This window comes from Amycolatopsis sp. NPDC114505, assembly GCF_055633615.1.
The window spans coordinates 2,706,579-2,728,394 of the sequence record NZ_JBVKDV010000001.1 but is presented as its reverse complement, the minus strand read 5'-3'; the positions used below and the strand labels follow the sequence as shown (position 1 = coordinate 2,728,394).

The following is a 21,816-nucleotide window of genomic DNA, read 5'->3' as shown; positions in this document are numbered from 1 at the left end:
GGCGGCACTTTCCCGTGAAAGTGCCGCCCTTCGAACCAAACGTCAGTCCGTGACGCCGTCGGCCTGCGCGGCCTTCGCCACCGCCGCGGCCACCTCGGGGGCGACGCGCGGGTCGAGCGGCGAGGGCACGATCCGGTCCGGGCCCAGGTCGTCCATGGCCACCGACACGATCGCCTCGGCGGCCGCCAGCTTCATGCCCTCGGTGATCGCCCGCGCGCCGGAGTCCAGCGCGCCGCGGAACACGCCGGGGAACGCCAGCACGTTGTTGATCTGGTTCGGGAAGTCGCTGCGCCCGGTGGCCACGATCGACGCGTAGCGCGCCGCCACCTCGGGGTGCACCTCCGGGTCCGGGTTGGACAGTGCGAACACGATGCCGCCGCCCGCCATCCGGCCGAGCAGCGTCTCGTCGATCGTCGCGCCGGACAAGCCGAGGAACACGTCGGCGCCTTCCAGCGCCTCCGCGAGCCCGCCCTGGAGGCCGGCCTTGTTCGTCGTCGCGGCCAGGCGCGCCTTGATCGGGTTCAGGCCGTCGCGGTCCGGGTGGATGATGCCGCGCGAGTCGAGGACGGTGACGTCGCCGATGCCGGCCTCCTGCAGGATCCGCGCGCAGGCGACCCCCGCCGCGCCGGCGCCGGAGACGACCACGCGCTGGTCGGCGATCGCCCGGTCGAGGACCAGGTTGGCGCCGCGCAGCGCGGCCAGCGTGACGATCGCCGTGCCGTGCTGGTCGTCGTGCATGACCGGGCAGTCCAGCGCCTGCTTGAGCTTGTCCTCCAGCTCGAAGCACCGCGGCGCGGAGATGTCCTCCAGGTTGACGGCCCCGAAGGACGGCCGCAGCCGCACCAGCGTCTCGACGATCTCGTCGACGTCGGTGGTGTCGAGCACCAGCGGGATCGAGTCGAGCCCGCCGAAGGTCTTGAACAGGACCGACTTGCCCTCCATGACCGGCAGCGACGCGCTCGCGCCGATGTCGCCGAGGCCCAGCACCGCCGTCCCGTCGCTCACCACGACGACGAGCCGGTCCGCCCACGTGTAGCGCTTGGCCTTGGCCGCGTCCTCGGCGATCGCGCGGCTCACCTTCGCCACACCGGGGGTGTACGCGATCGAAAGGTCACGCGGGCTGGAAATCGGGCGGGTGGCCGCCACCGAGAGCTTGCCGCCCTCGTGCCCGGTGAAGATCTCTTCGTCGGTGACCGGCGCTCCGGCACCGGTGGGGTCGCTCATGGGGATTCCTGTCGTCGTTTCCGTCATTCCCCCAGTGGGAATGACGGAACTCGCGGATCGGACTTGGGTCACTGGAATTTCTCCTGGGCATGCGAGACGGGACCACGGCTACAGGGGAAACCGTGGTGGTTCCCGGCACGGCAGCCCAGCGCGGTAGCGCCGGCCTGTCGGCGAGGCGTCACGTCGGCCATCGGTGCCGTGGGTCTGGCGATGGCCGCGGACGCGGCGGTCCAGTCAGTGTGACAGGTCTTGTCCAGTAGGTGACCCCTCGGTGCGGTTGACGTCACACCGGACCCCTATTCCGGCAATTGCCAAGACGTCCGTTCGGTTTTTTAACCGCCCGATATGGTGACGCCATGGAATTCCGCCGGCTGAGCGTCCCGGACGCCTTCGAGTTCTCCCCCCGGGCGTTCCCCGACGATCGGGGCCTGTTCGTCGCCCCCTTCCAGGAGGAGGCCCTGCGCGAAGCGGTCGGGCACCCTCTGCGGCTGGCCCAGGCGAACCACAGCGTGTCCCGGCGCGGCGCGATCCGCGGCATCCACTTCGCCGACACGCCCCCCGGCCAGGCGAAGTACATCTACTGCGCGCGCGGCTCACTGCTCGACGTCGTCGTGGACCTCCGCGTCGGCTCGCCGAGCTTCGGCACGTGGGACGCCGTCCGGCTCGACTCCGAGCGGTTCAACTCGGCGTACCTCGCCGAAGGTCTCGGACACGGCTTCATCGCCCTCGAAGACGACACGGTGATGGCCTACCTGTGCTCCGAGCCGTACAACCCCACGGGCGAGCACGGCATCACCCCGCTCGACCCGGCACTGGGCCTGCCCTGGCCCGCGGACATCGAGCCGATCCTGTCCGCGAAGGACCGCGACGCCCCCACGCTCGCCGAAGCCCAGGAGCAGGGCCTGCTGCCGTCCTACCAGGACTGCGTCGCCTACTACGACAAGCTGCGCTCGGCGAACTGAGCCCCGCACGACCGGGTCCTCGCGACCCCTTGCCGAAATAGTATGCGCGCATATAGTCTGCCCGCATGACACTTTACGAGTACGAGCACAGCGAGACCTCCTCCGCACCCGCCGCCGCGATCTGGCCGCTCTGGGCCGGCACCGCCCGCTGGCCCGAGTGGGACGCCGGCGTCCGCTCGGTGGTCATCGACGGCCCGTTCGCCGTCGGGACCAGCGGAACCATGACGATGGACGGCATGCCGCCGATCCCGTTCACGCTGACCGAGGTCACCGAGGGCCGCAGCTTCACCGACGAGACCCGCCTGCCCGACGCCCACCTGCGGTTCGAGCACCTGCTGACCGACGTCGACGGCGGCACGCGCATCACTTACCGCGTCACGATCGATGGACCCGAGGGCTTCGGCGAACAGGTCACCTCGGACACTCCGGAGGCGATGCAAGCGCTTGCGCGCCTCGCTGAGGCAAGCTCGCGGGTATGACCGCCCCGAAGTCCCGCCTGCCCGGCCCCGAGCGCAGCCCCGGCTTCCTGCTGTGGCGCGTGACCCTGGCCTGGCAGCGGGCGATGCGGGCCGCGCTGGCCCCGCACGACCTCACGCACGTCCAGTTCGTGCTGCTGACCACGACGTGGTGGCTCACCCGCTCGGGCGAGCCACCCACCCAGCGGCAGCTGGCCGAGCGGGCCGGCACGGACACGATGATGACCAGCCAGGTCGTCCGCAAGCTGGCGGACCGCGGCCTGCTCGCCCGCGCCGACGACCCGGCCGACGCGCGCGCGAAGCGCCTCGAAGTCACCCAGAACGGCCTGGATCTGGTCGCGAAGGCCCTGAAGGACGTCGAAGCCGCCGACGCGTCCTTCTTCGAAGCCGCGGACGACGGGTTCGTCGACTCACTGGCGAAGCTCAGCCCCTGAGGTCTTCGGCGAGGACGCGCTCGATGTTGCGCTCGGCCAGCGCCGTGATCGTCACGAACGGGTTGACGCCGGTGCTGCCCGGGATGAGCGAGCCGTCCGTGACGTAGAGGTTCCGGTAGCCCTTGACGCGGCCGTAGTCGTCGGTGGCCTCGCCGAGCACCAGGCCGCCCAGCGGGTGGTAGGTGAAGCGGTTCTCGAACGCGCGGGTGTCGCCGAACAGGTCGTAGCGGTAGATCGTCTTGTTCGCCCGGTTGACCTTGTCGAACAGCGCCTTCGCGGCGTCGATCGACGGCTGGCCCTGCGACGCCGTCCAGTGCAGCTTCGCCGAGTCGCTCGCCGCGTCGTAGGTGAAGTGCCCGCGTTCGGGGTTCTTCGTGATCGCCAGGTAGAGGCTGACCCACGTCTCGAGGCCGGCGGGCACCGGCGCGATCTCGGCGAACGCCGGGTGCACGGGGTCGGCCCGGTTGTCGATGCCGAGGGCGGGCATGCCGGACTGCAGGCCGCCGGTGGTGTCCCAGACGTGGTTGGCGCGCCCGCACATGACGTTGCCGTTCGTGCCCCAGCCCCGCCCGACGGCCTCGCCCAGCTCCGGGAGCCGTCCGGTGTCGCGGGCACGCACCAGCAGCTCGGTCGAGCCGACGCTGCCCGCGCCGAGGAACAGGTGTTTGGTGTTCACGTGCCGGGTGCCCAGGACAGTGCCGTGCTCGTCGATCTCGCGGACGACGAGCGTGTACGTCCCGTCGGGCTGCTGAAGGATCTCGCGGACCTCTCGCAGCGTCTCGATGGTCACCCGGCCGGTGCCGAGCGCGGCGGCCAGGTAGGACTTGTCGAGCGAGCGCTTCCCGTGGTTGTTGCCGTAGATGACCTCGGACGCGTCCGCCGAGCGCGGGACCTCGCCCGCTTCTTCGCGCCGCAGGTAGTCCATGTCGTACACGCTGGGCACGAACACCGTGCCGAACCCGGCCTTGCGCGCGGCCTTCCGGGAGACGCGGGCGTACCGGTACGACCGGCACGTCTCGAACCAGTCCGGGTCGACGACGTTGACGCCGAGGGCCGCGTTCGCCCGCGGGAAGTACTTGCCGTACATCTCGGCGGCGTCGACCCGCGGCAGGATCTCCTCGAAGTACGAGCGCTCCGGCGTCACGGCCATCGCGCCGTTGACCAGGGATCCGCCGCCGACACCGCGGCCGAGGTACACCGCCATGTCGCCGAAGCTCACCCGGTCGAGCACGCCGGCGTGGCGCCCGATGTCGCGGTTGGCCAGGTCGAGCCAGAGGAACGACGCGAGCGGCGCCTCGGTGCGGTCCTTGAACCACATCGCCCGCTCGTCCGGCTCGAGCATCGAGCAGAAGACCTCGCCGTCGGCGCCGGGCGTGGTCCACAGCTTGCCCATCTCGAGCATCAGCGTGGGGATGCCGGCCTCGCCCAGCCGCAACGCCGTGACGGCGGCGCCGTAGCCGGTGCCGATGACGACCGCGGGCGAGTACTCCGGGAGCGTCGACGCGGCGGCGGGCCGCGTCGAGACCGTGGTCAGCCCGAGGGCGGCGGCGGAGTTCAGGGCGGCGAGGCCGAGGAACCGGCGGCGGGAGAAGGCAGACATGGTCCCGAGCATGCCCGAGTTCAGTAAACAGCGTTAACTAAAGGGAACACGTTTCACCCGGTCGAGGGAAATTTCCGGTCTTCCCCTGGGGGCGATCCCGGATGTCCGCGGCCCCCGGCGCGAGCAAGCTCACCGGCATGAAACTTCTCGCACTGGGGGCGGCCGCGGTCGCCGTCGCCGCACTGGGGGTCGTGCCCGGGACGGCGTCCGCCGACGAGCTGCCGACGTTCGACTTCACGGACTGCCCGGCACCGCCCGCGAACGCCGACCCGGGCACGTGGCGCTGCGAAGCCTTTGTCTCGCAAGGGAAACTGACGATCGACGGCAAGGAGATCCCGCTCGGGGAGGTGCGGCTGACCTTCAGCGAGGGCCGGGTGAACGGCCAGTACGCGCAGGTGTTCGGCTCGCTGCGGCACGCTCCCGCGCGCATCCCCGGCCTGGCCGGCGCCACGATCCAGCTGCGCTACGGCGGCTACTCCGACTTCCACAGCGACGACGTGCGCCGCGGCGAGCTCGACGTCTACGCCGTGGTGCGACACCCGTTGCTGCGCAAGGACTGCAGCATCGGCACGGCTTCGACGCCCCTGCACACGGTCGTCCACGACGACCCCTCGGTGCCCCCGCGGATCATCTCGGAGAACCCGCGAACGGCGTTCTCCGGCGTCATCGACGCGGACCTGGCCCTCCCCGCGACCCAGGGCTGCGGCCCGCTCGGCAAGCTCGTCGACCGGCGGCTGGGCCTGCCGTCGCCGTCCGGCGAGAACGCGTTCCAGCAGGCGTCCTACGTGCAGTACAAGCCGCTCTAACGCTTTTTCGGCGTCACCCAGATCGTGATCGTCCCGGTGACCACCGGCTCGCCGCGCGTATCCGAAATGGTCACCGGGACGTCGAGTTCGAACCCCTCGTCGCCGAACTCCGGCAGCTCGGGCAGCGACGCCACCGCGCGCAGGCCCGTCTCGGCCTTCGCGACGTACTGGACGTTCATGCCCTTCGGCAGCCATCGGTGCGTCGCGGGGACCGTCGCCTCCGCGAGCATGCCCATCGCGATCTCGGCGAGGTTGCAGGCGGCGATCGCGTGGAACGTGTGGATGTGGTTGTAAACACCCCACCACTTCGGCGCGGTGACCTCGCAGTGGCCCGGCCGCAGCTCGCGCACCGAGGGCAGCACCGTGCGGAAGTACGGCACGCGCAGGCACATCGCGGCGCTGAACAGCTGTTTCCCGCCCGGCTTCGCGGCCAGCTTGTGCCACAGCGCGAACGTCGGCGTGTCGGACATCGGGGTCTCCTCCAGCTAAGCTACTGCTCAGTAGCCAAGCAGACGACCGGCCGCCGCGCAAACCGCCGGATATATTCGCCCGTGTGGCGAACCGTCTCTTCCTCCTCCGGCACGGCCAGACCGAATGGTCGGTGAACGGGCGGCACACCGGCCGCACCGACATCCCGCTGACGCCGGCCGGGGAAGGTCAGGCGCTGGCCGCGGGCGGTACGCTCCGGAGCCTCCTCGGCGGGCCGTCGCTCGTGCTGTCGAGCCCGCGGGCCCGCGCGCTGCGGACCGCCGCGCTGGCCGGCCTGCGCGTCGACGAAGTCACCGAGGACCTGTCCGAATGGGACTACGGCGAGTACGAAGGCATCACCACGCCGGAGATCCGCGAAACCGTGCCGGGCTGGACGGTCTGGACGCACCCGATCCCCGGCGGCGAAAGCGCTTCGGAGGTCTCCGATCGCGCGGACCGCGTGCTGGCGCGCGCCCGCGCCGACATCGAGGCCGGCGACGTGATCCTGGTCGGGCACGGGCACTTCAGCCGCGTGCTGGTGGCCCGCTGGATCGGCCTGCCCGCGACGTCCGGCGTCCACTTCGGACTGGACGCGGCCGGCATCGCGGTGCTCGGCGACGAGCGCGGCGAACCCCAGATCGAACACCTCAACCTGCCCCCCGCCCTGGAGGACTGACGTGCCCGACGACCGCATCCGCCGGATCCGGCCCGACGACGTCGAGGCGGCCGTCGGCCTGGCGTACGCGCTGGCCGACTACGAGCGCGCCCCGGACGAGTGCCACCTGACGACGCCGCAGCTGCACGAGGCGTTGTTCGGCGAGGCACCGAAGCTGTTCGGGCACGTGGCCGAAGTGGACGGCGAGATCGCCGGCTTCGCGGTCTGGTTCCTCAACTACTCGACGTGGCGCGGCGTGCACGGGATCTACCTGGAGGACCTGTTCGTACTGCCGTCCCACCGCGGGTCCGGCCTGGGCAAGGCCCTGCTGGCGGCGCTGGCGGCGGAGTGCGTCGCGAACGGCTACGGCCGGCTCGAGTGGTCGGTGCTGGACTGGAACCCGGCGACGGAGTTCTACAAGGCCCTCGGCGCGGTCCCGATGGACGAGTGGACGGTCAACCGGCTCGCGGACGCACCCCTGCGAGCCCTGGCCGCCCAGGCGTAGCTCAGTCCTCTTCGTGGCCTTCGCGCTCGGCGCGGCGGCCGGCGAGGCCGCCCCGCTCGGCGGCTTCGGTCTCCGACTCGCCTTCGCGCAGGCCCAGCGCCCAGGCCCGCGACGGCGCGCGGAACAGCAGCACCAGCGTCGCGATGCCGAACAGCGCGATCGGCACGCCCCACGCCGGCTCGCCCGACGGGCCGAGCAGGTACCAGCCGAGGCCGATCACGATCAGCGCGATCACCACCCCCGGCGAGCGCGCCCACGTCTGCCCCAGCACCAGCCCGCCGGACGCGGCCAGGAACGCCAGCGCCACCACGATGAACGTGCCGGACTCGACGTAGACGTTGTTGCCCGGCTGCGCCGGCGAGCCCAGGCCGTTCACCAGCACGACCACCCCGAACACCAGCAGGGCGAGCGACGGCACCGCGGTGACCACGCCGGCCAGCCGGACCTCACGGGGAGCGGGCGAGAGCTTCACTGCGGCGGCCTTCCGGAAATCTTTTTCACGGGAGCACAGTGGACTCGACCAGGGCGGGTCACCGTGCGTGAGCTGATTCGATCGTATGCCACCCGGTCGGCCGTTTTCGCGGGACCGCCCGGGCGCTGAGAATTCAGGTGTCGTCGATGAGCGGGCGGTCGGCCCGGGTGCACTTGTCACGACGAGCGGACAACTCGTCACGCGAAGGAGGGCCGCCCGGCACAGGGTCACAGGTGCTGTTCGGAGCGTTGCCGGACCGGTGCTTCCGGTCACCTTGCGCCGTCGAGAGGTTCTCGGGGCGGTGAGCTTCACCTACCCTGCGGTAGTGCGCGCAATCCTCGTCGTGAACCCCCAGGCCACCTCGACCACCGCCGGTGGCCGGGACGTCCTGGCGCACGCACTCGCCAGCCAGGTCAAGCTCGACGTGGTCGAAACGGACTACCGCGGGCACGCCATGGCCATCGCGCGCTCGGCCGCGCGGGACGGGATCGACCTGGTCGTGGCCCACGGCGGCGACGGCACGGTCAACGAGGTCGTCAACGGCCTGCTGGCCGACGCGGACGGCGATCCCACGCAGATCGGGCCGGTCCCCGCACTGGGCGTCGTGCCCGGCGGCTCGGCGAACGTCTTCGCGCGCGCCCTCGGCATCTCGGCCGATCCCGTCGAGGCCACCCACCAACTGCTCAACGCGCTGGAGAACGACCGTTCGCGCCGGGTCGGGCTCGGCCTGGCCGACGGGCACTGGTTCACCTTCAACTCCGGGCTCGGCTGGGACGCCGACGTCGTCGGCCGGGTCGCGAAGCGCCGCGGCAAGCAGACGACCGCGGGCCTCTACATGAGGGCCGCCGTCCGCTCCTACTTCCGGCCGCCGCTGGGCCGGCCGGCCCTGACCATCCGCGTCCCGGGTGAGGAACCCACCGAAGCGCTGACCGCTTTCGTGTCGAACACCGATCCGTGGAGCTACCTGGGCGAGCGTCCGGTCCACCTCAACCCGGGTTGCTCGTTCGAGACGGGATTGGGTTTGTTCGCGTTGAACGGTCTGGGGTTGCCCACGGTGTTCAAGCATGTACGGCGCGCTTTGGCTACGAAGAGCAACCAAAAGGGCCGACGTCTCGTGCGTCACGATGACCTGCCGATGATCCGCATCGACGCAGCTGAACCGGTAAACTTCCAGGTGGACGGCGACCTCGTCGGCCAGCGGACCAGAGTGGAATTCTTCAGCGTCCCTAATGCACTCACGGTAATCGTGTGACGACGGGACCGCTGATCGCCTGCGGCAAAGTGCAATCTGCCGTTCGTCGACGCAGAGGCTCCACTCACCGCATCAGCCTTCCCTTCGAGTGGCTGTTTCGGAGAGAAACCGCAGGTCAGAAGCGTCGCTCGGCCGGGTGAGCTGACTCACCGATCTTCAAGAAACACTTGTCGAACGCGGTGCTTCGTGAAAGCATTCACAAGCACCCAAGAACACGACCGCCATTGACGACTGTGGCGCGGCCCTCCCGCGCCATATGAAGGAGCTCACGAACATGGACTGGCGCCACGACGCGGCCTGCCGAGACGAGGACCCCGAGCTGTTCTTCCCGGTGGGAACCAGCGGTCCTGCTCTGTCGCAGGTAGCTCAGGCGAAGGCCGTGTGCCACCGCTGCCCCTCCGCTTCCGACTGCTTGGCCTGGGCTTTGGCCAGCGGCCAGGACGCCGGCGTGTGGGGCGGCATGAGCGAAGACGAGCGACGCGCGCTCAAGCGCCGCCGTACGCACATCGGCACGCGTACCAACGCCTGAAATTCTTCTCGAAGCACCAGCTTTACCTTGAACCACAAGGCCCCAACATCCAGGGGAATCACCCGGCGGGCATTGTCGTGCCCACGCCGTCTGGGGTGATACCTACCCGGTTCAAGTTTAACAACCGAGGCGAAACCACCCGGCAACGGGTGCGCTGAAACCTCACCAGGACTTCAAGTCCTCCCGCGAACGTTGAACGGCCCGGCACACGAGAACGACGTGCCGGGCCTTCAACGTGTAAACGATCCCTCCCGCGACCCGCACCCGATCACGTTCACCGGAACGCGGATGCCCGGCGGTGATCGAGTCCAAACGCGACGGTCTACAAGCGCCTCGAAAGAGGGATGCGCAGCGCGGCTTCGGTTCCCGTCACCCGGCTGGACGACGCCTCGGCGTGCACCTTCCGCAGCGACAGCGAGCCCCGCAGCTCGGACTCCACCAGCGTCCGCACGATCTGCAGGCCCAGGCCGTCCGAACGCTCCAGCGAGAACCCCGCCGGCAGGCCGCGCCCGTTGTCGCGGATGACGACGTCCAGCCAGCGGGCCGAGCGCTCGACGATCAGCTCGACCTTGCCCGACCGGCCCGCCGGGAAGGCGTGCTCGATGGCGTTCTGCACCAGCTCGGCCAGCACCATCACCAGCGGCGTCGCGATCTCCGCGACGACCACCCCGAACGAGCCCTTCCGCTTCAGCCCGACCTGCGACTCCGCCGTGGCGACCTCGCCGACCATCGGCAGCACGTTGTCGAGCAGCTTGTCGAGGTCGACGCGCTCGTCCACCGAGATGGACAGCGCCTCGTGCACCAGCGCGATCGACGTCACCCGGCGCACCGACTCCGCGAGCGCGAGCCGCGCCTCCTCCGACGACGTCCGGCGGGACTGCAGGCGCAGCAGGGCCGCCACCGTCTGCAAGTTGTTCTTCACCCGGTGGTGGATCTCGCGGATGGTCGCGTCCTTCGACAGCAGCGCGCGGTCACGGCGTTTCACCTCGGTGACGTCGCGGACCAGCACGAGCGCGCCCGCCGCCTGCCCGGCCGGCCGCAGCGGCAGCGCGCGGAACAGCACCACCGCGCCGCGCCGCGAATCGGCCTCCGTGCGGCTCGACGGCTTCCCATCGAGGGCTTCGATGATGCGGTGCGACACCTCGGTCGCGTCGAACGGGTCGCGGATCAGCGACCGCGTCAGCGGCGCCAGCCGGGTGCCGACCAGGTCGGACTCGTGGCCCATCCGGTGGTAGGCCGACAGGCCGTTCGGGCTGGCGAACACGACGGTGCCGCTCGAGTCGAGCCGGATCAGCCCGTCCCCCACCCGCGGCGACGTGTGCGTGTCGGTCGCGTTGGTGCCGCTCGGCGGGAACGTGCCGTCGACGATCATCTGGCACAGGTCGCCGGCGCTGCCCAGGTACGCGATTTCCAGCGGCGAGGGCACGCGCGGCGCGGCCAGGTTCGTCTCGCGGCTCATCACGGCGACGACGTCGTCGTGGAAGCGCACCGGGATGGCCTCGCGCCGCATCGGCAGGTCGCGGTACCAGTGCGGGTCCTCCTCGCGGCAGATCCGCGCCTCGCGCATGGCCTTCGCCAGCTGCGGGTGCTCCTCCACCGTGAACCGCGTGCCCACGACGTCCTCGGGGTGCGCGGTGGGAGCCGTCGTCGGCCGCGCGTGCGCGACGCAGACGAAGTCGCCGCCGTCCGGCTGCAGGTCCTCGGTCACCGGGACCCAGAGCAGGAAGTCGGCGAAGGACAGGTCGGCCAGCAGCTGCCACTCCGCGACGACGGTCTGCAGGTGGTCCGCGGCCTCCCCGGGGAGGCCGGTGTTGTCGGCGAGCAGTTCGGCGAGCGTCGACACGGGTTACTCGACCGTCCCGAGGACGTCACCCTGCTGGACCCGGTCGCCCTTCGCCACGGCGAGGCTGGTCAGCGTGCCCGCCTTCGCGCTCACGGCGGGCAGCTCCATCTTCATCGACTCCAGGATCAGCACGGTGTCACCGGCGTTCAGCGCGGCGCCCGGCTCCGCGACGACCTGCAGCACGGTACCGACCATTTCGGCCCTGATCTCGGCCATCCGGCACCCCTCCTCGCGCTCGCCCGGCCACCCCATCCAACCAGAACGGGACGTCATGACACACTTGAGAGGTTGACCAGCTTTGACGACGAGGAGTGAACATGTCGAAGCGCGCCCGCAAGCGTCGCGACCGCAAGAAGAACGGCGCGAACCACGGCAAGAAGCCCAACGCCTGATTCCCGGCGTGCGGCATGACGAAGGCCCCCACACCGGGTGTGGGGGCCTTCGTCGTGCTCGGGCGCTATTCGGAACGCTGCTCGAGGGTGATCTCGGTGCGTTCGACGGTGACGCCGCCGCGCGTGGCGACGGTCTGGCGGATCGACGCCCGCAGCCGGCTCTTCAGCTCCGCCGGGGCGTGGTCGCCACCGCACTTGCGGGCCAGCAGCTGCTTGATGTGCTCGTCGATGCCGTACTCCTCGAGGCACGGCGGGCAGTCCTCGATGTGGGCGCGCAACGCCGCGTCCCGCTCGGGACCGCACTCGCGGTCGAGCAGCAGGTAGATGTCGGCGAGCGCCTCTTCGCAGCGGACCTTGTCCGACGCGCCCTCGCACATGTCGTTCATCGCCCCGCCACCTCTTCCTTGGCACCCCGGATGAAACCGCGCTCGCGCGCAACGTCGGCGAGCAGGTCGCGCAGCTGGGCGCGGCCGCGGTGCAGGCGGGACATCACGGTGCCGATGGGCGTGTCCATGATCTCGGCGATCTCCTTGTACGCGAAGCCCTCGACGTCGGCCAGGTAGACGGCCAGCCGGAACTCCTCGGGCAGCTTCTGCAGGGCGGCCTTGACGTCGGTGTCGGGCAGGTTGTCCATCGCCTCGACCTCGGCCGAACGCAGCCCCACGGAGGTGTGGCTCTCCGCCTTGGCGATCTGCCAGTCGGTGATCTCTTCGGTGGGCTGCTGCACGGGCTGGCGCTGCCGCTTGCGGTACCCGTTGATGTAGGTGTTGGTGAGGATGCGGTACATCCACGCCTTGAGGTTCGTACCGGCCTTGAAGGACGCGAAGGCGGCGTACGCCTTCAGGTAGGTCTCCTGGACCAGGTCCTCGGCGTCAGCGGGGTTGCGAGTCATCCGCATCGCGGCCGAGTACAGCTGGTCGAGCAGCGGCATGGCGTCCCGCTCGAAGCGCTCGGCGCGCTCGGCCTCGGTCGCTTCTTCCGACGCTGGGTTCTGCGTGCTCGGCAAACCGTTCCCTTCCCGCTCGGCGTCGATGCGCGTGCGCGCATACGGCGACGTCGAGTTTACGCGGGGGCCGGGCACACCGCGGTTCGCCGGTGCCTCAGGGCGGCGGCGGCTGCGAGAGCGTGTGGTGGCGAGGGTTGGTGTCACGTCCGGTACAACCGATCGGGGGGTGCGGGCATTCCCTAGACTCCGGCCCATGGCTGGCAAGGGCACCCCGGCGACGGCGTTGCTGGGGAAGCAGAAAGTGGCTCACACGCTGCACGCGTACGACCACGACCCGCGCGCGGAGTCGTACGGCCTGGAGGCGGTGGAGGCGCTGGGCCTGGAGCGCGCGAGGGTGTTCAAGACCCTGGTGGCCGAGGTGGACGGCCGGTTGGTGGTGGGCGTGGTCCCGGTCACGGGCCAGCTGGACCTGAAGGCCCTGGCGGCCGCGGCGGGCGGCAAGAAGGCCAAGATGGCCGACCCGGCGGCGGCCCAGCGGGCAACGGGGTACGTGCTGGGCGGGATCTCCCCGCTGGGCCACCGGAGCCGGTTGCCGGTGGTGATCGACGAGTCGGCGTCGACGTTCGAGACTGTTTTTTGTTCGGCCGGGAGGCGGGGGCTGGAGGTCGAGCTGGCCCCGGCGGAGCTGATCCGGCTGACCGGCGCGGTGGTGGCGTCGATCGCGGCTTGACCCGCCCGTCGGGTGAGGGTGGCCGGCTACGGAAGCAGCAGGCCGGCGCGCGAGAAGACCCGGATGTGCCGGGTCAGGCTCGCAGCCGACTTCGGGCTCCGCGAGGATCGGCAGCGCCGCGGCGTCGGACACGCTCGCCACAGGCGTCGTGCGCCTTGTTGTTGCTCAGGCCAGTGGGCGCAGCACCCGGGACAGCCACTCCGTCGCCGCCCGGGACACCGTCTCCAGGTCCTTCGACAAGCTGTGGTCGCCGTCGACCATCACGATCTCCTGGTGGGCTCCCACCTTCGGCCGGCCGAAGGGGTCGCGTTCGCCCTGGATCACCAGGGTCGGGACCTCCACCGCGTCGAACTCCGGCTGGCGGGTCTTCTCCGGGCGGCCCGGCGGGTGCTCCGGGAACGCCAGGCACAGCACCGCCACCGCCTGCCCGGCCGACGCCGTTCGGCAGGCCACCCGCGCGCCCGACGAGCGGCCGCCGAACACCAGGGGCAGCGCGTCGAAGCGCTCCGACAGCTCGTCCGCGATCGTCAGCCACGCCGTGTCCAGCTGGTTCGCCGGGGCCGGCGCGCGGCGGCCCGCCACCTTGTACGGCTGCTCGACCAGCGCCACGTGCACGCCGGCCGCCTGCGCCGCGCGCGTCACCGCGACCAGGTCCTTCGCGCCCAGGCCGCCGCCCGCGCCGTGGCCGAGCATGAGGACCGCCACGCCCTCCTCGGCGCAGTGCAGGTAGACCCGGGCCGGGCCGTACGCGGTGTCGATCGGGAGGGCGGTCATGACTTCGGCGCGTCGAACAGCGCGCCCTCCTGCACCGGGTCGACGCGCTCCAGCAGCTCGGGCCCGTTGTTGCGGACGTTGTTGACCAGGGTCGAGATCGGCCGCAGCTCCAGCGACGAAACGATCTCGTCCGGCGTCGGCACCAGCAGGTCCTTGACGTCTTCGCGGTCCGGATCCAGCCAGCCGTCCCAGTGCGAGCGAGGCACGATCAGCGGCATCCGGTGGTGGACGTCGGTGAGCTGGCCGGCGGCGTCGGTGGTGATGATCGAGAACGTGATCAGCGGCGACGCGTTGTCGTCGTCCTTGGGCCGCCAGCTCTCCCAGATCCCGCCGAACGCGATCGAGGAGCCGTCCGGCTCGGTCATGTAGAACGGCTCCTTCTCCTTGCCGGTGCGGCGCCACTCGAACCAGCCGTCGGCGGGCACCAGGCAGCGGCGCGACACCAGCGCGCGGCGGAAGGCGGGCTTCTCGGCGGCCGTCTCGGCGCGCGTGTTGATCATCCGCGAGCCGACCGACGGGTCCTTGGCCCAGAACGGCACCAGGCCCCACTTCATCATCCGCAGCGACCGCTCGGCGGGCTCGTCCTCGAGCACCTGGCCGTCTTCGTCGCGCGGGTGCCGCTGGACGACGGTGACCACGCTCTTCGTCGGCGCGACGTTGTGATCGGCGCGCGCGTGACCCTCGGTGAGGTCGATCGCCTCGAACTCCTCGATCAGCTTCGCCGGGTCCTTCGTGGCGGCGTAACGGCCGCACATGGCCAACCTCCTCTACCGGACAGGACGCCATCGTTACACGCAGGCCAGGGCCGTGGCGAGCGACGTGGGATCATTCGGGTGGGCACCGGTGCACGAGAGGACGAGGGTTTGGCGCGCAACGACTGGAGCAAGCTGGACGAGTCCGACGTCCGCGTGCGCCCGGGCAAGGGCACCAGGCCGCGCAGCAAGCGCCGTCCCGAGCACGCCGACGCCGTGAACGCCATGGTCATCGGCAAGGACCGCGGGCGCTGGACCTGCGCGGTCGACGCCGATCCCGAGCGGGTGATCACCGCGATGCGGGCCCGCGAGATGGGCCGGACCCCGGTGGTCGTCGGCGACCGGGTCGGGATCGTCGGCGACGTCTCCGGCAAGCCGGACACCCTCGCGCGCATCATCCGCGTCGACGAGCGCACCAGCTCCCTCCTGCGCACGGCCGACGACACCGACCCGTTCGAGCGGCTGGTCGTCGCCAACGCCGAGCGCCTGCTGATCGTCACGGCGCTCGCCGACCCGCCGCCGCGCACCGGCTTCATCGACCGCTGCCTGGTCGCCTGCTACGCGGGCGGCGTCGAGCCGGTGCTGTGCCTGACGAAGGCCGACCTGGCCAGCCCGGACGAGCTCCTCGCGGGCTACGCGGGCCTCGACATCCCGGCGGTCGTGACCCGCTTCGACGAGGAGCCCGAAGGCCTCGCCGAGATGCTCAAGGACCGGGTGACGGCGCTGGTCGGGCACTCCGGTGTCGGCAAGTCGACATTGGTCAACCGCCTGGTCCCGAACGCCGACCTGGCCGTCGGTGTGGTGAGCGGAGTCGGGAAGGGGCGGCACACGTCCGTCGCCGCGGTGGCGCTGCCGCTGCCGGACGGCGGCTGGGTGATCGACACGCCGGGCGTCCGGTCGTTCGGCCTCGCCCACGTCACCGCGGACGACATCGTCGACGCCTTCGAGGAGTTCGCCGCGGCCGCCGAGGAGTGCCCGTCGGGCTGCGGGCACCTGGGACCGCCCGAGGACCCGGACTGCGCGCTCGACGACGTCGTCACCGACGGCACGGCGCTCCCCGAGCGGCTGGCGTCGCTGCGGCGGCTGCTGCAGTCCCGCGGCGGCCACGAAGTGACTCGCGTCACAGAATCCTGAGACAACCGGGAACCGAACGCGGATCGTCACCGTCACATCGGTAACCAATCGCCCGTTCGGGCGATATGCCGAGCGGAAGATCCGACTCTGAGGGGAATTCGATGCGCAAGACCACCCTGGTCGCCGCGGGTGCCGCACTGGTGCTGACACTGACCGCGTGCAGCAACTCCGGCACCGCCGAGCCGGCCGCCGCGGGCAACCAGTCGCAGGCCAACGGCGGCGGCCTCCTCGCCTCGCCGTTCACCGACGCGATCCAGCTGGCTTCGGCGTCCAAGCAGGGCACCGAGAAGTCCAAGTCGGCGAAGTTCAGCATGGAGGGCTCCGCCGCCGGCCAGACCATCAGCGCGACCGGCGCGATGGCCTTCGACGGCGCGAACACCACGTTCTCGATGACCAGCACCGCGGCCGGCCAGACGACCGAGATGCGCATGGTCGACAAGGTCATGTACATCAAGCTGCCCGCCGAAGAGCAGAAGCAGATGGGCACGGACAAGTCGTGGGCCAAGATCTCGGCCGACGGCACCGACCCGGTCTCGCAGGCGCTGGGCGGCGCGCTGACGCAGTCGGCGGAGCAGAGCGACCCGAGCAAGATGCTCGACCAGATCTCGAAGACCGGCCGGATCATCTCGTCCGACCAGACCGACCTGAACGGTGAGCAGGTCAACCACTACAAGGTCGAGCTGGACGTCGCCAAGGCGATCGACCAGTTCACCGGCCAGGTCCCGGCCGCGGCGCGCGACAAGCTCACCGACATGCTCAAGGGCAAGGACATCAAGATCCCGGCCGAGCTGTGGCTGAACAAGGACAACCTGCCGGTGCAGGTGACCATGGACCAGGGCCCGCTGATGCAGGCGATGGGCGCGCCCGCGGGCGACGCGAAGTTCACGATGAAGTACAGCGACTGGGGCACCACGGTCGACGTGGCGGCCCCGCCGGCCGACCAGGTCGTCGACCTCGGCGAGCTGATGAAGAAGGCCGGTCGCTGACCGGAAACGCTGAGTAGCGGCGGCTCCCCCGAACGAGTTCGGGGGAGCCGTTGTGTTTTTGTTGGCACCATGCGCAAAGCCGCCGTCGTGCTGCTGCTCGTCCTGCTCACCGGCTGCTCCGGTTCGCCGCCCCCACCCGCGTTCACCGACGCGCGGGCGCTGGCCGACGCCGCCACGGCGGCCACGACGAGCGGCGGCTCGGCGAAGTTCGGCACGGACGTCGCGGTGGGCCAGGTCCGCTCGAAGGGCCAGGGCCAGGCGCGCTTCGGCGCGGGCGGGACGTCCCAGGTGATGACGACCGACTTCATCGGCGAGCCGATGGAGCTGCGGCTGGTGGCCGGGAAGCTGTACGCGAAGGTCCCGGAGGGGTCCCGCGACGAGGTCGGCGCCGGCAAGCCGTGGGTACTGGTGGCGGCGGACGGAACGGACCCGTTTTCCCAGGTCCTCGGCGGCAGCCTGGCCCAGCTGGCAGCCCAGAACGACCCGGCCCACACCCTGGGCGAAATCCGGACGGCGGGCTCGATCGTCTCCTCCGAGCGCACGAACCTGGGCGGAGTGGCGGCGGAGCACTACCGGGTGGAGCTGGACCTGTCGCGCCTGGGCGCGGACCTGCCGGCGGGGTTGTCAGCGGACTCGGCGGGGCGTCTAGGGGGCAAGTTCCCGGTGGAGGTGTGGCTCGACGACGCGCACCGGCCGTTGCAGGTGGTGCTGGATCTGTCGCCGATCCTGCAGGGCGGGGAAGCCCGGATCACCACGCGGTACAGCGACTGGGGCGTGCCGGTCGACGTCCAGCCGCCACCTCCGGCCGAGGTGGGCTAGTCATCCCCCGCCCTTCTCTGGGGGCGTCCCCGAGTCCAGGCTATCGGTCACCCCCGGCGGCAACCCCGACTCGACCCGACTTGTCCACAGGCAAGTCCACCTGTGGACAACTCAGAGGAGCTCCAGCAAGAACGGCAGTTCCTGCGGCGCGTACCAGGCCAGTTCGTGGTCCTCGGCGTCGCCGAGGGTGAACTCCGCGTCCAGGTCGCCCAGGTCGGCCGCGTCGATCACCGCCGCTGCCGCGGCCACCGCTTCGCCCGCCTCCGAGTTGTCCACGTGGATCGCCGCCACCGCCGAATACGGGATCGGCCCGCCGATGCGGACCACCGGGGCGTCCAGGTCGGGGCGGAGCGTCACCCCCGCGACGTCCGCCGAAATCACCACCCGGCGGGGCTCGCCCTTCTCCTCCGCCGCGATCAGGCGCAGCGACGCCCGGGCCGCGTCCAGCAACGCCGCGTACTCCAGCTCTTCGTCCGAACCGGTCGCGTACGCCTCGCGCAACGCCGGTGTCAACGCGAACGCCGTTCCGTTGCGGGCGCGGAACTCCCCCGAGGATTCGAGGTCGCGAAGCATCGCGATGGTCGCAGGCAGATAGACCCTCACCAGTGCGCACCCTTCAGCTCTTCCAAGGACTCTTCGATCATCCCGGCCACGAGATCGACGTCGAATGCGGCCTTGCGGTCGCCGTTCAGTCCGAAGTAGACGCCGCCGTGATACGACGTCACCCCGATCGCCAGCGCCTGGGTGCGCATCAGCGGCATCACCGGGAACATCTCGACCAGTCTGGCCTCTCCCGCGTACATCGGCACCTGCGGGCCCGGTGAGTTGGTCACCATGACGTTGAAGATGCGCCCGGACAGCGACCCCGCCGCCCGCGCCCCCAGCGAATGCAGGGTAGCCGGGGCGAAGCCGCCCACCTTGAGCAGCCCGCGCGCCGCGACCGGGCGGCCCGAGTCGAGGTGCTCGGCCATCGCGTGCCCGACGTGCTGCAGCCGCAGCACCGGGTTGGGCTCGCCGACCGGCAGGTCCACCAGGTACGCGGCCACCTGGTTGCCGACCAGCGCCGGCGGTGAATACTCCGCCGTCTCGGCGTCGTGGACCGCCAGGGGCACCAGCGCGCGGATCGTCGCGTTCGGGGTCAGCGTCTCCTCGCGCGACAGCAGCCACTCGCGCAGCGCGCCCGTGATGGCCGCGAGGACGACGTCGTTGACCGTCCCGCCGTGCGCCGCACGGATCTTGCGGAAGTCCTCGAGCCGCGTCCGGACCACCGAGAACACGCGCCCACCGGACACCCGGACGTTCAGCGGCCCGGTCGGCGCCGGCTTCACCAGCGTGCGCAGCGTCGACGCCACCCCGCCGACGGTCTCGGCGAACTTGCCCGCCGTGGCGAACGCGTCGTTCGCCGCCGAGCGGACGTTCTCCACGACCTCGCCCGGCCGCTGGACGCCCTCGCTGACCGCGTCCAGCACCAGCTGCGCGCGGCTCGGCTCGCGGCGCGGCGTCCAGATGTCCTCGAACGGCTCCGGCTCGGCCGGCGTCGGGTCGAGGATGAGCTGGCCGAGCTCGATCGTGCCGACACCGTCCACAACGGACTGGTGGGTCTTGGTCACCAGCGCGACGCGGTCGCCGGCCAGCCCCTCGATGAAGTACGCCTCCCAGAGCGGGCGCTCCGGCGCCAGCCGCCGCGACATCAGCCGCGCGACCAGGTCGAACAGCTGCTCGTCGCTGCCCGGCTGCGGCAGCGCCGAGCGCCGGACGTGGTAGTTCAGGTCGAAGTCGACGTCGTCCACCCACACCGGCCGCGCGAGGTGACCGGGCACCTCGGCCACGCGCTGGCGGTAGCGCGGCAGGTACGCCAGCCGCGCCCCGACGAGGTCGAGCAGCTGCGCGTAGCTGAACCCGGACTTCGGCCGCTCGAAGATCGCCACCCCGCCGACGTGCATCGGCGTCGCGTGGTCCTCGACGTAGAGGAACGAGGCGTCCAGCGCGGAAAGGCGGTCGGGCATGAGCCGATCCTTACACAGTGCGAGACTGCCGGGTGTGGGTGATGAGTCGACTGTCTCGCCAAAAGATCGCTTCCTGACCGTCTACGGCCGGAAGCCGGTGCTCGAAGCGCTGGCCGACGACGGCCTGCGCGTCGACAAGGTGATCCTCGCCGACACCGCTCGCGGTCCCGGCGCGGCGGAGATCCAGCGCGCGGCGAAGGACGCCGGCGTGGCGGTGCAGCGCGCCAGCGCCCACCGGGTCAAGGTGCTCGCCGGCAACGGCAAGCAGGATCAGGGCGTCCTCGCCGACGTCGTCGCGCCGCGGATGCGCGCGCTCGAGGCCGCGCTGTCCGGCCGTCGCCCGCCGGCGCGCGTGCTGCTGCTCGACGGCATCACCACGCCCGCGAACGTCGGGATGATCCTGCGCACGGCGACCGCCGCCGGGCTCGACGGCGTGATCGTGCCGCGCCGCGGCGTCGCGGCGCTCGACCCGCTGGTGGTCAAGGCTTCGGCCGGCGTCGCGTTCCGCGCGCCGGTGCTGCGGTGCGGTTCCGCGCGCGAAGCCGCCGAAATGCTCACCGAAGCCGGTTACGGCCTTTACGCGCTCGACGCGTCGGCGCGCACGACGGTTTTCGACGTCGACCTGCCGCAGCGCGCCGCGTTCGTGCTCGGCGGCGAGACGGCCGGAGTCGGCGGCGAAGTCGGCGAGCTCGTCACGGAATGGGTGTCGATTCCCATGCCGGGTGACGTCGAGTCACTGAATGTCTCAGCTGCCGCGGCGGTCCTGTCTTTCGAACTGGTGCGCCGCGCGCGGTGACGCTCACGCGTCCGGGAACAGCGCGCCGAGCTCGGTGAGCGTTTCCTCGACCGACCGGTGGTGCACGCCGACCATGCCGGCCTGGACGGCGCCGCGGATGTTCGCGGTGGAGTCGTCGACGAACGCACAGCGCACGGCGGGCAAGCCGAGCCGGTCGGCCGCGATCAAGTAGACCGCCGGATCCGGTTTGGCGACACCGACCTCGCCGGAAAACACGAGTGCGTCGAAATAGTCGAACATCGTGTTCTTGACCTCGGCCGACGCCCCAGGGGCGTTCGACAGCAGCGCGGTGCGAACCCCTCGCTCACGCGCGGCCACCAGATAATCGTAGAAGCGGCCGGCGTCGGGATCCGTGAGAACTCCGGCGAAATCGACCAATAACCCCTTCAGCACCCGGCACACCATAGCCGGGGCGGCGACGGGTGTCTCGGATAGCGCAACACCGGCCGGCGCTTACCGCACCGGCATCGGCGAATCCATCGCTTCGGCGGTTCTTTCCCGGATCGGGCGATTCCCGTCGCCTTTCCGGCCGGTTCCCGCCTCTAACCGACGGCGCCGGCGAAATGCCGTGGCCGGGAGGGGAGGAAATGTCCGAGGAACACCGCGTGAGAACGCTGGTCCACTACGAAGTACCGCGCCGGGCCGAACGGCCGTCGGCGGTGACCCCGCACGAACACCGGCGGGGCGACGCCCGGTGGCCGGTGCCGAGACACCTCGAGGCGAGCGAGGTGCACCGCCTGCTGACGATGCTGCTGGAGGCGTACGACGGCAGGCGGCCGGTGCCGCAGATCCGCGGGCTGGTGGCACCGGAGGTCTACAACGGCCTCAGCGCCCCCCACCTGGCGGGGCCGCGGCACCGGATGCGACGGGTCCACGTGTGCACGCCGGTACCGGAGGTGATCGAGGCGTGCGCCCGCGTGGAGGCGGACGGCCGGTCGTTCGCACTGGCGGCCCGCTTCACCCGCACCCCGGCGGGCTGGCAGTGCGTACGTTTCGCCCTGCTGAAGCCGGGACGGCCGGACCAGCAGTCCCGCCGACAGGCGGCGGCGTGAGGCCCGCCCGCTCGGCCCGCGCACCGCCGGCCCGCGCGCGCCGCTCAACCGGGCGGCCCTGGCGTTGCCGACCACGCGCACCGCCCGACCGGGTGGCCCGGGCACCGCCCACCACGCGCACCGCTCGGCGGGCGACCCGCGGCGCCGGCCGACCACGCGCACGGCCTGCCCGCTCGGGCCGCGCACCGTCCGGCCTGCCCGGG

The 21,816-nt window shown here is 71.0% G+C and carries 28 protein-coding genes; 15 read left to right on the top strand and 13 right to left on the bottom strand.

Features of this window, described 5'->3' with window-relative positions:
- Positions 1–42 precede the first annotated feature (42 nt).
- Complete coding sequence (locus ACZ7OU_RS13600) at positions 43–1,224, bottom strand: NAD(P)-dependent malic enzyme (protein WP_470241625.1); 1,182 nt, start codon at positions 1,222–1,224, stop codon at positions 43–45.
- Positions 1,225–1,580: 356 nt separating this feature from the next.
- Here ACZ7OU_RS13600 and ACZ7OU_RS13595 point away from each other — a divergent pair, with 356 nt between their 5' ends.
- From ACZ7OU_RS13595 to ACZ7OU_RS13585, 3 genes are all read left to right on the top strand, one after another.
- Entirely contained in the window at positions 1,581–2,186 is a 606-nt protein-coding gene (locus ACZ7OU_RS13595; protein WP_470241626.1) for a dTDP-4-dehydrorhamnose 3,5-epimerase family protein, read from the top strand.
- A 65-nt stretch (positions 2,187–2,251) separates the two neighbouring features.
- Positions 2,252–2,665, top strand: a complete 414-nt coding sequence (locus tag ACZ7OU_RS13590; RefSeq protein WP_470255230.1) for an SRPBCC family protein — start codon at positions 2,252–2,254, stop codon at positions 2,663–2,665.
- Positions 2,662–3,096: a MarR family winged helix-turn-helix transcriptional regulator gene (locus ACZ7OU_RS13585; RefSeq protein WP_470255229.1), complete on the top strand. Its 435-nt coding sequence runs from the start codon at positions 2,662–2,664 to the stop codon at positions 3,094–3,096. The genes ACZ7OU_RS13590 and ACZ7OU_RS13585 overlap by 4 nt, the downstream gene beginning before the upstream one ends.
- Here the strand turns inward: ACZ7OU_RS13585 and ACZ7OU_RS13580 are convergent.
- Positions 3,086–4,696, bottom strand: coding sequence for a GMC oxidoreductase (locus ACZ7OU_RS13580; RefSeq protein WP_470255228.1), 1,611 nt, complete (start codon positions 4,694–4,696; stop codon positions 3,086–3,088). The two genes, ACZ7OU_RS13585 and ACZ7OU_RS13580, sit on opposite strands and share 11 nt — an antisense overlap.
- Positions 4,697–4,833: 137 nt before the next feature.
- On the opposite strand from ACZ7OU_RS13580, the gene ACZ7OU_RS13575 reads away from it, so the two are divergent.
- Positions 4,834–5,502, top strand: a complete 669-nt coding sequence (locus tag ACZ7OU_RS13575) for a hypothetical protein (RefSeq protein WP_470255227.1) — start codon at positions 4,834–4,836, stop codon at positions 5,500–5,502.
- Here the strand turns inward: ACZ7OU_RS13575 and ACZ7OU_RS13570 are convergent.
- Positions 5,499–5,972 carry a hotdog fold domain-containing protein gene (locus tag ACZ7OU_RS13570; RefSeq protein WP_470255226.1) on the bottom strand — a complete coding sequence of 158 codons (474 nt, stop codon included), beginning with the start codon at positions 5,970–5,972 and terminating at the stop codon, positions 5,499–5,501. The two genes, ACZ7OU_RS13575 and ACZ7OU_RS13570, sit on opposite strands and share 4 nt — an antisense overlap.
- Before the next feature lie 83 nt (positions 5,973–6,055).
- Between ACZ7OU_RS13570 and ACZ7OU_RS13565 the strand changes: the two genes are divergently transcribed.
- Both ACZ7OU_RS13565 and ACZ7OU_RS13560 read left to right on the top strand, forming a co-directional pair.
- On the top strand, positions 6,056–6,646 hold the full coding sequence (locus ACZ7OU_RS13565) for an acid phosphatase (RefSeq protein ID WP_470241632.1): 591 nt from the start codon (positions 6,056–6,058) through the stop codon (positions 6,644–6,646).
- A gap of 1 nt (position 6,647) precedes the next feature.
- The gene (locus ACZ7OU_RS13560; protein WP_470255225.1) at positions 6,648–7,130 is read left to right on the top strand and encodes a GNAT family N-acetyltransferase; all 483 of its coding nucleotides are present in this window, start codon (positions 6,648–6,650) and stop codon (positions 7,128–7,130) included.
- A gap of 1 nt (position 7,131) precedes the next feature.
- Here the strand turns inward: ACZ7OU_RS13560 and ACZ7OU_RS13555 are convergent, their stop codons facing one another.
- Positions 7,132–7,602 (bottom strand): hypothetical protein, encoded by a 471-nt coding sequence (locus ACZ7OU_RS13555; RefSeq protein ID WP_470241634.1) that lies wholly within the window; start codon positions 7,600–7,602, stop codon positions 7,132–7,134.
- A gap of 325 nt (positions 7,603–7,927) precedes the next feature.
- Here ACZ7OU_RS13555 and ACZ7OU_RS13550 point away from each other — a divergent pair, with 325 nt between their 5' ends.
- On the top strand, positions 7,928–8,854 hold the full coding sequence (locus ACZ7OU_RS13550; RefSeq protein ID WP_470241635.1) for a diacylglycerol/lipid kinase family protein: 927 nt from the start codon (positions 7,928–7,930) through the stop codon (positions 8,852–8,854).
- A 274-nt stretch (positions 8,855–9,128) separates the two neighbouring features.
- Complete coding sequence (locus ACZ7OU_RS13545) at positions 9,129–9,383, top strand: WhiB family transcriptional regulator (protein ID WP_043777259.1); 255 nt, start codon at positions 9,129–9,131, stop codon at positions 9,381–9,383.
- A 322-nt stretch (positions 9,384–9,705) separates the two neighbouring features.
- On the opposite strand, the gene ACZ7OU_RS13540 is transcribed toward ACZ7OU_RS13545, so the two are convergent.
- Positions 9,706–11,226: a sensor histidine kinase gene (locus ACZ7OU_RS13540; protein ID WP_470241636.1), complete on the bottom strand. Its 1,521-nt coding sequence runs from the start codon at positions 11,224–11,226 to the stop codon at positions 9,706–9,708.
- 3 nt (positions 11,227–11,229) lie between these two features.
- Positions 11,230–11,442 carry a biotin/lipoyl-binding carrier protein gene (locus tag ACZ7OU_RS13535; RefSeq protein WP_465312866.1) on the bottom strand — a complete coding sequence of 71 codons (213 nt, stop codon included), beginning with the start codon at positions 11,440–11,442 and terminating at the stop codon, positions 11,230–11,232.
- Between the two features lie 101 nt (positions 11,443–11,543).
- On the opposite strand from ACZ7OU_RS13535, the gene ACZ7OU_RS13530 reads away from it, so the two are divergent.
- Positions 11,544–11,618 carry a 50S ribosomal protein bL37 gene (locus ACZ7OU_RS13530; RefSeq protein ID WP_098515123.1) on the top strand — a complete coding sequence of 25 codons (75 nt, stop codon included), beginning with the start codon at positions 11,544–11,546 and terminating at the stop codon, positions 11,616–11,618.
- 65 nt (positions 11,619–11,683) lie between these two features.
- Here ACZ7OU_RS13530 and rsrA read toward each other — a convergent pair whose 3' ends face one another.
- Together rsrA and ACZ7OU_RS13520 are read right to left on the bottom strand one after the other, a co-directional pair.
- Positions 11,684–12,004 (bottom strand): mycothiol system anti-sigma-R factor, encoded by a 321-nt coding sequence (gene rsrA, locus ACZ7OU_RS13525; RefSeq protein ID WP_470241637.1) that lies wholly within the window; start codon positions 12,002–12,004, stop codon positions 11,684–11,686.
- Positions 12,001–12,624 (bottom strand): sigma-70 family RNA polymerase sigma factor, encoded by a 624-nt coding sequence (locus ACZ7OU_RS13520; RefSeq protein WP_155541117.1) that lies wholly within the window; start codon positions 12,622–12,624, stop codon positions 12,001–12,003. The genes rsrA and ACZ7OU_RS13520 overlap by 4 nt, the downstream gene beginning before the upstream one ends.
- A gap of 193 nt (positions 12,625–12,817) precedes the next feature.
- Here ACZ7OU_RS13520 and ybaK point away from each other — a divergent pair, with 193 nt between their 5' ends.
- The gene (gene ybaK, locus ACZ7OU_RS13515; protein ID WP_470255224.1) at positions 12,818–13,294 is read left to right on the top strand and encodes a Cys-tRNA(Pro) deacylase; all 477 of its coding nucleotides are present in this window, start codon (positions 12,818–12,820) and stop codon (positions 13,292–13,294) included.
- Between the two features lie 165 nt (positions 13,295–13,459).
- Here ybaK and ACZ7OU_RS13510 read toward each other — a convergent pair whose 3' ends face one another.
- On the bottom strand, positions 13,460–14,068 hold the full coding sequence (locus ACZ7OU_RS13510; RefSeq protein ID WP_470241639.1) for an alpha/beta hydrolase family protein: 609 nt from the start codon (positions 14,066–14,068) through the stop codon (positions 13,460–13,462).
- Positions 14,065–14,823: an SOS response-associated peptidase gene (locus tag ACZ7OU_RS13505; protein WP_470255223.1), complete on the bottom strand. Its 759-nt coding sequence runs from the start codon at positions 14,821–14,823 to the stop codon at positions 14,065–14,067. The genes ACZ7OU_RS13510 and ACZ7OU_RS13505 overlap by 4 nt, the downstream gene beginning before the upstream one ends.
- Before the next feature lie 108 nt (positions 14,824–14,931).
- Between ACZ7OU_RS13505 and rsgA the strand changes: the two genes are divergently transcribed.
- The 3 genes from rsgA to ACZ7OU_RS13490 all read left to right on the top strand — a co-directional run bounded on the left by rsgA (position 14,932) and on the right by ACZ7OU_RS13490 (position 17,759).
- Positions 14,932–15,954, top strand: a complete 1,023-nt coding sequence (gene rsgA / locus ACZ7OU_RS13500; protein WP_470255222.1) for a ribosome small subunit-dependent GTPase A — start codon at positions 14,932–14,934, stop codon at positions 15,952–15,954.
- A 101-nt stretch (positions 15,955–16,055) separates the two neighbouring features.
- A complete protein-coding gene (locus ACZ7OU_RS13495) occupies positions 16,056–16,940 on the top strand; it encodes an SCO4651 family lipoprotein (RefSeq protein ID WP_470241642.1) in 885 nt (294 codons plus the stop codon).
- 69 nt (positions 16,941–17,009) lie between these two features.
- Positions 17,010–17,759, top strand: a complete 750-nt coding sequence (locus ACZ7OU_RS13490; RefSeq protein ID WP_470255221.1) for an SCO4651 family lipoprotein — start codon at positions 17,010–17,012, stop codon at positions 17,757–17,759.
- A 111-nt stretch (positions 17,760–17,870) separates the two neighbouring features.
- Here ACZ7OU_RS13490 and ACZ7OU_RS13485 read toward each other — a convergent pair whose 3' ends face one another.
- On the bottom strand, positions 17,871–18,362 hold the full coding sequence (locus ACZ7OU_RS13485; RefSeq protein WP_470241645.1) for a DUF6912 family protein: 492 nt from the start codon (positions 18,360–18,362) through the stop codon (positions 17,871–17,873).
- Positions 18,359–19,765, bottom strand: coding sequence for a WS/DGAT/MGAT family O-acyltransferase (locus ACZ7OU_RS13480; protein WP_470241646.1), 1,407 nt, complete (start codon positions 19,763–19,765; stop codon positions 18,359–18,361). Before ACZ7OU_RS13480 ends, ACZ7OU_RS13485 begins: the two co-directional genes overlap by 4 nt.
- Before the next feature lie 34 nt (positions 19,766–19,799).
- On the opposite strand from ACZ7OU_RS13480, the gene ACZ7OU_RS13475 reads away from it, so the two are divergent.
- Positions 19,800–20,561, top strand: coding sequence for a TrmH family RNA methyltransferase (locus ACZ7OU_RS13475; protein WP_470241647.1), 762 nt, complete (start codon positions 19,800–19,802; stop codon positions 20,559–20,561).
- 3 nt (positions 20,562–20,564) lie between these two features.
- On the opposite strand, the gene ACZ7OU_RS13470 is transcribed toward ACZ7OU_RS13475, so the two are convergent.
- Positions 20,565–20,939, bottom strand: a complete 375-nt coding sequence (locus ACZ7OU_RS13470) for an HAD-IA family hydrolase (protein WP_470242411.1) — start codon at positions 20,937–20,939, stop codon at positions 20,565–20,567.
- A 227-nt stretch (positions 20,940–21,166) separates the two neighbouring features.
- Here ACZ7OU_RS13470 and ACZ7OU_RS13465 point away from each other — a divergent pair, with 227 nt between their 5' ends.
- Positions 21,167–21,613 (top strand): Rv3235 family protein, encoded by a 447-nt coding sequence (locus tag ACZ7OU_RS13465; protein ID WP_470255220.1) that lies wholly within the window; start codon positions 21,167–21,169, stop codon positions 21,611–21,613.
- The last annotated feature ends 203 nt before the right edge of the window (positions 21,614–21,816 follow it).